Annotated in this window: 12 protein-coding genes; 11 read left to right on the top strand and 1 reads right to left on the bottom strand. The window is 34.5% G+C overall.

Features of this window, described 5'->3' with window-relative positions; translation table 11 throughout:
- Positions 1 to 5 precede the first annotated feature (5 nt).
- From XJ32_RS10795 to XJ32_RS10775, 6 genes are all read left to right on the top strand, one after another.
- Positions 6 to 1277 carry a hypothetical protein gene (locus XJ32_RS10795; RefSeq protein ID WP_034563946.1) on the top strand — a complete coding sequence of 424 codons (1272 nt, stop codon included), beginning with the start codon at positions 6 to 8 and terminating at the stop codon, positions 1275 to 1277.
- 36 nt (positions 1278 to 1313) lie between these two features.
- Positions 1314 to 1589, top strand: coding sequence for a hypothetical protein (locus XJ32_RS13040; protein ID WP_254422376.1), 276 nt, complete (start codon positions 1314 to 1316; stop codon positions 1587 to 1589).
- Positions 1565 to 3208: a hypothetical protein gene (locus tag XJ32_RS10790; protein WP_254422375.1), complete on the top strand. Its 1644-nt coding sequence runs from the start codon at positions 1565 to 1567 to the stop codon at positions 3206 to 3208. Before XJ32_RS13040 ends, XJ32_RS10790 begins: the two co-directional genes overlap by 25 nt.
- 211 nt (positions 3209 to 3419) lie before the next feature.
- Entirely contained in the window at positions 3420 to 3860 is a 441-nt protein-coding gene (locus XJ32_RS10785) for a globin domain-containing protein (RefSeq protein WP_077389714.1), read from the top strand.
- Positions 3861 to 4008: 148 nt separating this feature from the next.
- On the top strand, positions 4009 to 4653 hold the full coding sequence (locus tag XJ32_RS10780; RefSeq protein ID WP_077389711.1) for a pimeloyl-ACP methyl esterase BioG family protein: 645 nt from the start codon (positions 4009 to 4011) through the stop codon (positions 4651 to 4653).
- Positions 4638 to 5351 (top strand): methyltransferase domain-containing protein, encoded by a 714-nt coding sequence (locus XJ32_RS10775; RefSeq protein ID WP_077389708.1) that lies wholly within the window; start codon positions 4638 to 4640, stop codon positions 5349 to 5351. Before XJ32_RS10780 ends, XJ32_RS10775 begins: the two co-directional genes overlap by 16 nt.
- Here the strand turns inward: XJ32_RS10775 and XJ32_RS10770 are convergent.
- Complete coding sequence (locus tag XJ32_RS10770; protein ID WP_040462931.1) at positions 5348 to 6226, bottom strand: DMT family transporter; 879 nt, start codon at positions 6224 to 6226, stop codon at positions 5348 to 5350. The two genes, XJ32_RS10775 and XJ32_RS10770, sit on opposite strands and share 4 nt — an antisense overlap.
- Positions 6227 to 6629: 403 nt before the next feature.
- Between XJ32_RS10770 and XJ32_RS10765 the strand changes: the two genes are divergently transcribed.
- The 5 genes from XJ32_RS10765 (at position 6630) to tyrS (ending at position 13038) form a co-directional block, all read left to right on the top strand.
- Entirely contained in the window at positions 6630 to 7841 is a 1212-nt protein-coding gene (locus XJ32_RS10765; protein WP_077389705.1) for a succinyldiaminopimelate transaminase, read from the top strand.
- Positions 7842 to 7843: 2 nt separating this feature from the next.
- Complete coding sequence (locus tag XJ32_RS10760) at positions 7844 to 8476, top strand: cyclic pyranopterin monophosphate synthase MoaC (protein ID WP_077389702.1); 633 nt, start codon at positions 7844 to 7846, stop codon at positions 8474 to 8476.
- 433 nt (positions 8477 to 8909) lie between these two features.
- A complete protein-coding gene (glaH, locus tag XJ32_RS10755; RefSeq protein ID WP_005219400.1) occupies positions 8910 to 9875 on the top strand; it encodes a glutarate dioxygenase GlaH in 966 nt (321 codons plus the stop codon).
- Between the two features lie 423 nt (positions 9876 to 10298).
- Entirely contained in the window at positions 10299 to 11498 is a 1200-nt protein-coding gene (gene lhgO, locus XJ32_RS10750) for an L-2-hydroxyglutarate oxidase (protein WP_004084061.1), read from the top strand.
- 292 nt (positions 11499 to 11790) lie between these two features.
- The gene (tyrS, locus tag XJ32_RS10745) at positions 11791 to 13038 is read left to right on the top strand and encodes a tyrosine--tRNA ligase (RefSeq protein WP_077389699.1); all 1248 of its coding nucleotides are present in this window, start codon (positions 11791 to 11793) and stop codon (positions 13036 to 13038) included.
- Positions 13039 to 13046: the final 8 nt, after the last annotated feature.

Below are 13046 nucleotides of genomic sequence, written 5' to 3'. Positions count from 1 at the left end.
GGCTTATGAGCTCAGTATATGATAGCTTTTATATGCCTTATGACACAACAATTGGTTGGCAAAGAGGAAGACATTTTGCAGATCTTTTCATGTCTCTTAGTATGCGACCATTTGGAGAAATGCTTGTTGCTTTAGGTGTGAGTCCCATCCGTGCATTTAATATTTTTGCTTCATTTTTTACGCTTGTTTTTTATGGAATGTTTTTTATTGGCTCTTCTGTGTTTATTTGGCTGTGCAATGGTAAACAACAATTTAAAACTATTTTTATACTTGTTTCTCTAGTTTTTTTATTAATTATCAATGGCAGGTTTGATTATGTAACGACCGGGGCATATATTGGCAGTGCCGGTATAGCATTACTTGTATTTTTGCCTATTTTATATTTTTTTATGTATAAAAAAGTTTTTCTTTTAAGCAGCAATATTTACCTGCAAAGCGGTTTGCTATTTTTTCTAGTTTATATGGCGAGTTTTCAAACAGAACCATCAACGCTACCTATATTTGGTTTAACCTTGCTGTTATCATTTTATATGTATTGGAGACGCGATAATTTTGGAATCTCATGTTTTACATATTATCACATGGGGTTATTCTTGATATTAGTACCAACTGCATTTGTTTTAACAATGATTTCTGGCAGAGGGCAAACTCAAGTGGGTGTTATGGAAAAAACAACACTTTTTGGAAATATGATGCATGTTTTTAAGGAAATTAACGCATTCAGCATATTTGTAGTTAGTGTTGGGTTGTTGTATTTTATATACCTTGTGGTGTATTGCATAAAGCATGCAAAAATAACAGAGATTTTGTATCTCAAGATTGCCGCATTGTTTGTGGGATTATTGGGGGTTGTGGGATTTGCATGTATTAAAGTTCCTGGTGTGTGGTTTGAGGTTATGCTTATTGCACTCGTCTTAATTCTAACACTACTAGAGATTGCTAATGGTGATAATATTGTAAAAGCATGGTGTAGCAATTTTTTACTTGTTGGGTTTGTATTTTGTGCGATATTGCAAAATGTAAACATCTTCGAGCGCAACTTTATAAAATACTATAATCTCAACACACAAGATACACTTATTTCATTATTTCAACATGCAGAAACAAATAATTTAAAAGAAATTGTATTAACGCCGCAAGATGTTGAAACCATGTTGTTGTCATTTCAGAGATTAAGTGATGATGAAAGGGCGTGGCCAAATAGAGATATATCCGCATGGATGCAACGCTATTATGTTCGTACATATATTCCCATTAGAGTCAGCAATGAGAAATAGTCGTATTGGGTAAAATTTTATAGATAAGGAAAAATAATGCAACATACAAAGACAAATAAAATAAATGAGGATGTAGAATCCGCATTGGAATCATGGGACTTTGATAAAGTATATACTCTATATAAGGACAATATAACGCAAGATTCTAGTGAATTGAAGATGGATTTTTGTGTATTTCTACATGATATTGGGAAACTCGATGAACTATTGCAATTTATAAAAGCGGATTCTAAAAATAATAGCGACGCATTGCAATGTCCACAATTTTGGGATAACGCTAAATTAAATTGGGGGGGGGGGGTATTGCCCTAACACAAACACATATAGAAGTAGACACAGCAACATTATATGCAAATTTTCAATTAAAACAAAAAATAAATCCTAATTTTTTACTCAATAGATTTATTGCAGTTGATGCTTTAACTGCTGATATCGCATTTTGCATTATGCAAAATTGCATGAAAGACATAGGCAACAAAACAATGCGAAACTATTTTCTTAAAAATACATTGCAATATTTCTATAAAGCAGATATAGCAAAACAACAAGACTTTTTTACCCCAGTAAGCCCACCATCTTTTACAATATTTTTAAAGCTAATCAATGAAGAAAGAAGTATTGGTGCAGCACAATGTTATAGGGAGTATATAGGGCATTACAGAAATATATTACTTCAGCAGTGTAAAGACTTATCTCATCTTATTCCACAAATAACTGCTAAACCACACACGGAATATAAAAAGTTTGCAATTTGTTTATATGGAATCTTGCGTGGTGATTATATAGCCACACTTGAAGATATTATTACAAACCTTGCTATACCCTTAAATGCTGATGTGTTTTTATTTACTTGGGATATGCAACAAGTTTGGCCGGGATTATGTGGATGGACAAATTGGGTAATGCGTATGCTAGAGCCTACCCTACATGATGAAATTCCAGATGAAATTGCTTATCATTTAAATTTTCATGAATTTTTTCCAAATACATACAAAAAGCTCAATACGGAATACTTAGCAAAATTAGATAAAGGTGATTTAGAATCTTTGCAAAAAAAATACCCATGTTTTAAACATTGCGAAATTGTTAATCAAGATTCAACAGATTATGAAGGTAAAACAAGGGGTGGGGCATATCATTTTTACTATGGCATATATAGAATAATTGAGATGATGAAACAATATGAAGTAGCCCATAATATTACCTATGACTTTATTTTTACTCTAAGGAATGATGGGGACATAAAATATCATCAAAACGACAGAGAGGCGACTTTGCAAGAACTTCAAGAGTGTGAATCTAATGAGATTTTTGATACCCTGGATATTGGAGCGTCAAATATTTCAATCTATGGACCAAGAGATGTTATGCTGTCTCTTGCTTCGCTATATAACTTTTTAACCATTTTGCCAGATCGCATATTTCCAGATAAATGTTTTAATAACCATGTGGTAACCTTTGTTTATCTTACGATGTGTGGTGTAGTAAAAAATAGAGATTCTCATATTGAACAACAATATGCTAGAGGCAATAAATGTCAAATGGGTATGTCATTCCCTGATATACGACAAGAATTGCAACTTGATTTAAATGAGATTACACGATTAAAGATGTTTAATAACCATAAAATACAAAGTTTTACAGAAGCATTTGAAAAGATACGCGACAAGCATCCGTTTAAGGATGTAGAACGCTTTATAGCAAAAGAAGTCAATTTGCGAAAAAACGAGAGGTTAAAAAATATAGCTTGGAGGTGGTATGTGGCTGAAGAAGAAAACCGCTACATTCCCCCACAAGACTTAAAGCCTCTATTTAAGGTTATAAAATTCATGGGAAAATATTTTCCAAATGCAAAAGTGAGACGACAGGCTAGGCGTTTCACTGATTTTTTCAACTTTTTATACAAAAAAGTTTATGGAAAACATTTGTAATTGTGTAGTTTTGACATTATCTTGCCCCCTCCTTTTTTTCAAATAATATAGAATCTTGTGGCTTTTGCTCTAGATTGGCTTTATATAGATTCTATATTGTGCTTATTTTTATGACTTCTAAAAGATAATTTTATGATTATTAACATATATCAATTTTTATTTTGAAACTATTGTTTATTATTACATCACATTTTATTATAAAGGATTTTTGATGTTAGATAAACAAACAATAGAGATTGTAAAAAGCACAATACCGGTTTTAAGAACACATGGTGAAACAATCACAAAGGAATTTTATAGAATCTTATTTGATGAATATCCACAAGTTAAAACTATGTTTGATATGACAAAACAACAAAATGGTAAGCAGCCAAAGGCACTCGCCATGGCAATACTACATGCTGCAATGAATATTGAGAATCTAGACACAATTCATTCGCAAATAGAATCCATTGGCAAAACACATGTTAGATTAAATGTAAAGAAAGAGCATTACCCAATCGTTGGAGCATGTTTGATAAAAGCGATTGAAAATGTGTTGCAAGAAAATGCAACTAAAGAGATATTGCAGGCATGGGAGAAGGCATATCAAGAAATTGCAAATTATTATATACAAGTAGAAGAGAAAATGTATGCCTTAAAAACAGAGTAGCCATACCATGCAGGTCATTATTGATAAAATATGTTGCTACGCAATATATTTATTGTGGAGTAGAGTAATCATTTTTATCTAATAATCCAGTATAATACCCATTTGCATTGCGATAAAACTACAAAAGCAAAAGCATAAAGGCTATATCATGCAAACATACTGGCTACATAAAAATACAGATAGCAAGATTCTTATACTCTTTTTTGCGGGTTTTGCAAGTCATTACACGCATTACACGCATTTAGATTCTAAAGCTAATGTGCTTTTATTGCATGATTATACTGACTTTACATTCGATATAAATTTAGAGTTAGAGAAATATGATTCAATCTATCTTGTAGCCTATTCTATGGGGGTTAGCATAGCTGCCAGATTGCCTTTATCTCACATACCTTTATCTCGCAAAATCGCCCTTAGTGGCACAGAATCTGGCATAGATAAACTAAAAGGCATTAATCCCGCTATATTTCGCCATACGATAAAAAACCTTAATATAGACGACTTTAAAAGGGCTATTTTTGGAGAGAATCTAGACATGGCTAAAGATTTTCACTTCGCTTCTATCTCGCATTTAAAAGATGAATTGCAATGTATTTATGATTTTTGCATGACTACACCACACACACCACTTACATGGGATAGAATCTATATTGCAAAAAATGACACACTTTTTTTACCGCAAACCTGCCACAAAGCCTTTGAAAATAGCAAAAGTGCAATATGCGAGTTGGCATCATGGCATTATCCCTTTTTTGCCTTTGATACATGGGAGGGGCTATGTGCTATCAACTAGAGCGTTTCTTAAAAGCCCAGCAAAGCTATAAAGACAACACGCCCATTCAAGCCTATATGCGAGAATGCTTGCTAACCATGCTTTTGGATACACAGAGAAAAGATTTTCCACATATTTTTGAATTTGGTTGTGGGCAGTGTGAGCTTACCTATATGCTGACACAAAAGCTAGACTATAAGCAATATATTTGCAATGATATAAATGAATATAAAGACATAAAGCTACCGCAAAATACACAGAATCTTTGCTTTGATATGCGTAATATTGCACTCACAGAGATTTACTCACAAAAGTTTAATCTAATCACTTCAAACGCATGTTTGCAATGGTTACCTTTCGCTGAGACTATACAGAATCTAAAACATATGTTGCTTTCACAAGGCTTTCTACTGATTGGTACATTTGGTATTGATAACTTTAGGGAGATAAAAGAGATTACAGGCATAGGACTGCCTTATATAGAATCTTGCGTTATGAAAAAGCATTTAGAGAGTGATTTTGAGCTATTATCATGGCATGAAGAGCGTATTTCTCTGTCGTTTGAAAGCCCACTTGAAGTCTTTCGCCATATCAAAAAAGGCGGTGTAAATGCCCTGCAAACACGCTTTATCAAAAAATCATGGCTGACACAATATACAGATTTTTATAACAACACACTAACTTATCATATCATCTGCTTCCTTGCTAAAAGATGCTAACTTTTAAAGATTCTAAAATGCTTTGGATTGTAATAATTCATAAGATAGATAGTAAAAATAGATATGATTCCCCCGATAATTGTATGTGTTTGTGGCATCTCATCTAAAATCAGCCATGCAAATAAGAGTGCAGAAGGCGGTGTCAGCAGGGCATAAATCCCACCTTGTGTTACACCCAGCACATATAAGCCGCGATAATAAATCGTTGTTGAAAAAGTCGTGCAAAAAAGTGCAGCAATAAGGGCTAGAATCCAAAAATTCATACCCACTTCCCCCAAAGGTGCAAGACCATAGTATAAAAAACTAGGTAGCAAAAAAAGCGCTGTGCAAAGACTAGAATAAAAGCTTAGCGATATAGCAGATACATATTCTGTTGCATAACGAGAGCTAATAATTAGCATAGCCCATGCTAATGCTGCAAGTAGAAAAATGACATTAAAAGGCATAAATATTGCACGCCAGTTTTCAAATAAATTAATGAGAAAAACACCTGCTAAGATTCCAAAAAATAACGCCCATTTCTCCCTTTTAAGCAATGTCGTTTGCTTCATAAAGCTATACAAAAACGCCGCAATAATGATTGGCAAAACCTCCGCGATAACCCCCGCACTCCCCGCATCACCATACAATAGCCCCATATACATAAGATAGCTATAAGCAGTGTTAAATATGCCTGTAAGTAGCACAGGTATAAGAGCTATTTTTGGAATCTTAAAGGGGATTTTATAGATATACATAATCGGTAAAAAGCTAAGGCTTACGATAATAAAGCGGATGCATGAAGCTTGCTCGGGATTTAGCGTTTCACTCATAATCTTTGATAGGGGCCACACAAGTCCCCAACCCATCATAGCAAGTATCATAAGAATTTTCATAGAGATAACTCCAAAGCGTGACAGAAAGAGAATTTAGATTCTAAAATCGCAGTAAATAGTAATGCAGAAAAACTTAAATCATGCTTAAGAATCTAAGTTTTTAAATCGCATTTTTCTACATTGAAATAAACTTCTACAAAGTAGCTAGAGTGTGTTATTTTTTATTAAATTTTTATGTCTTACTAGAATGTATATGCATGGAAAGATACTTAATCTCACAAAACACATACAAAGCAGAAAAAACTTGTTGCTAACCCACGATATGAAATTCTTCGTAATTTGCAAGGTAGATAAAATTTCATTAGGTTTTGCGCTATACACACTTTTACATTATCCCTTATAATTTACATGATTTTTTGCTAGAATTATAGCAATACTTTGCATTCATAATTAAGGAGTAATTTTGACTTTCAATCCATATCCATTTGAGAAATTAAGAGCATTACTAGAAACTTGCGATACAAATGACAATAAAACTGAATCTTGCAAACTACATTCAAGCAGCGGTTTAAATTTAAGCATAGGTGAACCAGCGTTTCCATCGCCTGAAAAAGTCGTGAAAACCCTATGCGATAATGCCAACTTAATCCGCTATTATCCCACACTAGATTCTAAACTACCAGAAGTCCAGCGAGAGTTTTTTTATAAGCGATTTAATATCGCGTTGAAAGAAGATGAGTTAATCCCAACATTTGGGTCAAGAGAGGTGCTTTTTAATTTCACACATTTTATATTCACAAGTGATATATGTAAAAAGCAAAATACGCCAACACTAGCTTTCCCAAATCCATTCTATCAAATCTATGAAGGCGCGCAGATTGCAAATCATGCCGATGTGATTTATATGCCACTAAATGAGCAAAATGACTTTAAACCCAAACTTTTAGAATCTGATTTAAGAAAAGTTAGCATGGTTATCCTTAACTCGCCAAATAATCCAACAGGACAGATTCTAAATAGAGAAGAGCTTATGGAGTGGGCAAAACTCGCACTTGAATATGACTTTATTTTAGTAAATGATGAGTGTTATAGTGAGATTTACAAAGATAATGCCCCGCCTAGCTTACTTGAAGCATGCAAGGCTATTGGCAATACTTCGTTTAAAAATAGCTTTGTTATCAACTCTATCTCAAAGCGGCTTTCTGCGCCGGGTTTAAGAAGCGGCTTTATAGCTGGAGATTCTAATATCTTAAAAGATTATAAGGTGTTTCGCACCTATGTTGGTATCAGTATGCCTCTAACCTTACAAAAGGCAAGTATAATCGCATGGCAGGAAGATGAATACGCGCAAAGCATACGCAAAAAGTTTGCTAAGAATCTAGAGATAGCACAAGAGATTTTCCCAAATACTCATGTATATCCTTATACATTTTATTTGTGGCTATGTGTGGCAAATACAAGACATAAGATTCCAAAAGATTTTACTAGTGATATGCTTTTCACACAGGAGCTATATAAAAGAAGCGGACATAAGGTATTGCCCGGCTCGTTTCTTGGACGAGAGAAAAGCGGCATGGGATATGTGCGTATCGCCCTAACACATGAAGAAGATATAATGAGAAAAGCCCTATTAGATATAAAAGAATGCTATGAAGATTTCATAAAAAGAGATTAGCTATGAATACAATATCTATGGGATTAGCAAATATCGCAAGTAAGCCATGCAAGGAACAAATAAGCAATGCCGCAGGACTGCTTATCATATCGCCGCAAAGCTTTGCAAACTTTATGGCAGATTCTACACATACAAAGCATATCCACATAGCCATCGCTTCAGGCGTGGAAGCTGCAAAAAGGACTAGCGAGATTTTTACACTATGCTATCAAATCGCCCTGCAAAGCATAGATATTGAGATACAGCCAACAGATTCTATATTTACAGATTCACTGCAATATTATACAAATTTTCTCCCAAGCTTTAAGCCCAAACGCTTTTCTCTTAAAAAAGATAAAGAGACACAAAAAGCCCAACCAATACAAGATAACACAGAATCTAATATGCGTCTAAGATTTAATCAAGCAGTAATGAACTTTCAAGATAAGCAGATACGCATTGATAAACAACAAACAGAAGCGACTAAAGCACAGGGGCATTGTGGCTTTGAAATAAGAGTGTGCGTGAAAGCAAACGCACAAGTATCCCCAGACATAGAATCTATGTATGCCTTGCAAACTGCATTGCTTAGTCTTTTTGGAATCTTTAAGCATGATGAGATGGCAACTATTGCTCAAATGCGTTTAATGAGATAGGTTTTAGTAGAGATTTATACCAATTGTGTTTTATTTTAAGAGATATCTATTGATTATGTTTTTTGCAATTCTATTTTTACATAAAGTAACATTTGTATATTCTATTAGTTTATAATTGTAACTATTTTTCCATAATACAAAAGTGCTAAAAAGTGTATTTTATATACTTTTTATCGTAAAATAGGCTTTTTTCTGTGTAATTTTATAGAATCTCGCAATGTCCTATTTTTTCTTCTTATTATTTAGCTAATAATGATAATTTTATACTAAAACTTGTAAATATGTAACAATTTATAATTTTTACAAAATAAAAAAGTGTATATTATTATCAATTTAAGCTAAAATTAATGTTTAAAATGCAATTCTTACTTTCAAGGATTTAAATCCTCAAACACTCTTGCAATCGCAAGTATTTCAATTTTAGGAGAACGACATGGCAAGTATTTTTGAGAATAAGCAGTTTAAGGTAACACCTTCTAAATATTCACCAAAACTTTTGGAAATGGTTTTTACGAAAGAGGTTATTGCACAATTTTTGAAAGAAGTGGAGCAATATCCAGTGCAAGCACTTGAGTATAAATCTTTCTTGCGATTCAGAGTGGCGGAGATTCTTAATAAACTATGCGATAACAAATTGCAAAAAGTATTGCAAAACACGCTAAGCAATAGAGATCAAGGGGCATTGCTTGTGAATCCAGAGGGCATTAATGATGTAGCACAAGGCGATGATATGGTAAAAATTGCTACCGCATTCGTGCATTTAATAGGTCGCTCAAACTTTGATGACATGACAGGCAAATATTATGCTAGATGGGCTGTTGTTAATACTGATAATTCAGATAGCTATTTACGCCAACCACAAAAGCCACTTGAATTGCATAACGATGGCACTTATGTGAATCAAACCACAGATTATGTATTAATGTATAAAATTGATGAGCAAAATATGAAAGGTGGAGATTCTCAACTTTTACACCTTGATGATTGGGAAGATTTAGATAAATATTTCAATCATCATTTAGCAAAACGCGTTATTAAATGGTCTGCACCACCAAGTAAAAATGTAACAGAAGATGCTTATCATCCAGTATTTGAAGTCGATGCTGATGGTCGTCCCGTTATGCTTTTTATCGATCAATTTGCACAGCCAAAAGATTATGAAGAAGGCACTTGGCTTGCGGATATGGGAGATTCACTAGAAAATAGCAAGAATAAGCTATCATTCCCTGTGCCAGTGGGACAATTCCTACTTATCAACAATCTTTTCTGGCTACATGGTAGAGATAAGTTTGAGCGACATGAGAATTTGCGTAGAGAGCTTATGCGTCAAAGAGGCTATTTCTCATTCACTTCAAACCCTTTTAAAGCCTATCATGGATTAAAAAAAGCAGCTATATAATTGTTGCATTTTATAAAGTAAGCAAAGAAATTCATCAGTCAATGAGAGATTTTGTTTGCAAGACTTATTTCTATCTACATAAATATTGAATCAAAGTGTGCTGGACATGATTTTATTTTAAGTCTAGCATGTCTCTAGATCTAGTGTTTTGAAATCTGATAAAATCTTGTCATTTTTGGTATTTTGGTGGAAAATCTAAGATAGACATTTCAACTAAGTTTTAACATGACAAGAGATGAGATTCTATAAAACCATTTATAGTGGTTTTTAGGTTACAGATTCTTTTTTAATGATCTTTATTGTAGTGAGTAATTTGGGATTTCAATCTTTAACATACAATTTTAAGCTATAATGCAGAATCTTAAACTTATAGATTCTAAGTCAGAAAAATGTGTGTTACACATGCGTTGTAAAGGGAAAAATATGATATATGATTTTGTTATTGTTGGTGGTGGTATTATCGGTATGTCTGTCGCTATGCAGCTTATGGACGCATATCCGGGCATGAAAGTCGCGTTGCTTGAGAAAGAGGCAACTGCCGGGCAGCATCAAACTGGGCATAATAGTGGCGTTATCCATGCGGGTGTGTATTATACACCCGGGAGTTTGAAAGCGAAGTTTTGCTTTGAGGGAAATAAGGCAACAAAGGCTTTTTGCGATGAAAATGGGATTAAATACGACATTTGCGGTAAATTATTGGTAGCAACAACACCGCTTGAAATGGAGCGTATGAAGGCATTGTGGGAGCGCACAGAGGCAAATGGATTAGAGCGCACATGGCTAGATTCTAAAGAATTGCAAGAGAGAGAGCCAAATATCACTGGGCTTGGGGGTATTTTCTTCCCATCAAGCGGCATTGTAAGCTATGTGGAAGTAACGCAAGCTATGGCAAAACGCTTTCAAGAAAAAGGTGGAAGTATCTTTTATAGCACAGAGGTTGTGGGCTTAGTAGAACACTCGCAAGGCATGATAGTCCAAACCACAAAAGGACAATATGAAAGCCGCTATCTTGTTACTTGCTCTGGGCTTATGTCGGATAAACTTGTGAAAATGCTAGGTATTACACCGGATTTTGTTATTTGCCCTTTCCGTGGTGAATATTATCGTTTGCAAAGTCAGCATAATCAAATCGTAAAGCATCTCATCTATCCTATCCCTGATCCTAGTGTGCCTTTTCTTGGAGTGCATTTGACACGAATGATTGATGGGAGCGTAACGGTTGGTCCTAACGCTGTGCTTGCTTTTAAACGCGAGGGATACACAAAAACTGATATTTCTATCGATGATATTGCAGAGATGATAACACATTCTGGCATTAGAAAGGTGATATATAAGAATCTAAAAACCGGGCTTGTTGAAATGAAAAATTCATTCTGCAAAGGTGGCTATCTCAAACTCGTGCAAAAATACTGCCCAAAACTCACAAAAGAAGATTTAAGCCCATATCCTGCTGGTGTGCGTGCGCAAGCTGTGAGTAACTCTGGTGAATTAATCGAAGATTTTCTTTTTGTGAATACACCAAGGTCTGTGCATGTATGTAATGCCCCAAGCCCAGCTGCAACCTCTGCTATCCCAATAGGTGCACATATTTTAGAAAAAGTAAAAGAGATGCTTGAGGCATAAAGTTGATGACGCATGGTGCAACAAAAACCAGTTTCTCATGGTTGTCATGTTGAATGTAGTGAAACATCTAACGGGGATTTAAAAATTTTTGTCTAACATCTAAAAAATAATGACCTAGATTTTACAAAATACCTCGCTTGAGAGGATCTAAAGCCCACACGTTCGGACTTAAGCGATCTCTGCTCTCAACAAAAACTTAAAATAACATTAATGGTTTATAAAAATCTTTATAATTTCATAGTATCATTACCTATTTGAAAGATAAATTGCAACAAAAAAGGAATACAATAGTATGCAAGCAAATAATGCCAACTCTACGCTACAAGCAAAAGTGCAAGAAGCCATGCGAGAAATTGAACGGGGCTGTGTGGAGTTTATCGGTAAAGAGTATATAGAATCTTTAGTAACAAGATTCTATGAAAAGGGGGAAGAGTTTATTGTAAAGGCTGGTTTTGATCCCACTGCACCAGATTTACATTTAGGGCATTCTGTGTTATTGCAAAAGCTTGCGACTTTTCAAAACTATGGTGGTAGAGTAAAATTTTTAATCGGCGATTTCACTGCGACAATAGGCGATCCTTCAGGAAAAAGTGAGACAAGAAAACCGCTAACTTTTGAAGAAGTAGCACAAAATGCTAAGACTTATGAAGAACAAGTCTTTAAGATTCTAAACAAAGATAAGACAGATATTTGCTTTAATAGTAAATGGCTAGGTAGTCTTACAAGTGTCAATATCATGCAGCTAACCGCTCAATACTCTGTTGCAAGAATGATGGAGCGAGATGACTTTACAAAACGATTTAAAGAAAATCAGCCTATTTCTATTGTGGAGTTTATGTATCCTTTATTGCAAGGTTATGATTCTGTGGCACTAAATTGTGATATTGAGCTTGGTGGTAATGATCAAAAGTTTAATCTCTTAGTAGGCAGAGCATTGCAAAGGGCATATAATTGCGGTAAAGAACAAAGCGTGATGACTATGCCTTTACTTGAAGGGCTAGATGGCGTAAATAAAATGAGTAAAAGCCTTAAAAACTATATCGGCGTAACAGATTCCCCAAATGATATGTATGCCAAGATTCTAAGCATTGATGATACGCTTATGTGGCGTTATTATGAGCTTATTAGCACAAAAAGTTTAGCAGAGATAGCAAAGCTAAAAAGCGGTGTAGAGACAGGTGAGTTGCACCCAAAGGCTGTGAAAGAGGAGCTTTCTTTAGAAATTACTACGCGTTTTCATAATGAAAATCTAGCATTGCAGGCTAAAGAAGCCTTTAATGCGATATTTAGCAATAAAGAGATTCCAAAAGACATTGAAACAAAAGAGATACAAAAAGGCGAGTGGATATGCAAAGTGCTAGTAGAGCTAGGTTTCAGCCCATCTACTTCACAAGCAAGAAGAGATATTAAAGCTGGGGCTTTAAGTATAGATCAAGCAAAGCAAACAGATGAGAATTTTCACTTTTTACAAGAAGGCGAATTTATTATAAAACTCGGTAAAAGAAAATTTGCTAAAATTATTATTGTAAATAGCATATAAGGTAGGAT

The organism is Helicobacter bilis (genome assembly GCF_001999985.1).
Taxonomy (GTDB): Bacteria; Campylobacterota; Campylobacteria; order Campylobacterales; family Helicobacteraceae; genus Helicobacter_A; species Helicobacter_A rappini.
The sequence above is the reverse complement of the archived record's forward strand: the minus strand, read 5'-3'. Positions and strand labels throughout refer to the sequence as shown.

Bases quoted from the DNA above. Each gene is read 5' to 3' on its own strand.
- XJ32_RS10795 (WP_034563946.1), top strand. From the start codon at position 6: ATGAGCTCAGTATATGATAGCTTTTATATGCCTTATGACACAACAATT.
- XJ32_RS13040 (WP_254422376.1), top strand. From the start codon at position 1,314: ATGCAACATACAAAGACAAATAAAATAAATGAGGATGTAGAATCCGCA.
- XJ32_RS10785 (WP_077389714.1), top strand. From the start codon at position 3,420: ATGTTAGATAAACAAACAATAGAGATTGTAAAAAGCACAATACCGGTT.
- XJ32_RS10780 (WP_077389711.1), top strand. From the start codon at position 4,009: ATGCAAACATACTGGCTACATAAAAATACAGATAGCAAGATTCTTATA.
- XJ32_RS10775 (WP_077389708.1), top strand. From the start codon at position 4,638: ATGTGCTATCAACTAGAGCGTTTCTTAAAAGCCCAGCAAAGCTATAAA.
- XJ32_RS10770 (WP_040462931.1), bottom strand. From the start codon at position 6,226: ATGAAAATTCTTATGATACTTGCTATGATGGGTTGGGGACTTGTGTGG.
- XJ32_RS10760 (WP_077389702.1), top strand. From the start codon at position 7,844: ATGAATACAATATCTATGGGATTAGCAAATATCGCAAGTAAGCCATGC.
- glaH (WP_005219400.1), top strand. From the start codon at position 8,910: ATGGCAAGTATTTTTGAGAATAAGCAGTTTAAGGTAACACCTTCTAAA.
- lhgO (WP_004084061.1), top strand. From the start codon at position 10,299: ATGATATATGATTTTGTTATTGTTGGTGGTGGTATTATCGGTATGTCT.
- tyrS (WP_077389699.1), top strand. From the start codon at position 11,791: ATGCAAGCAAATAATGCCAACTCTACGCTACAAGCAAAAGTGCAAGAA.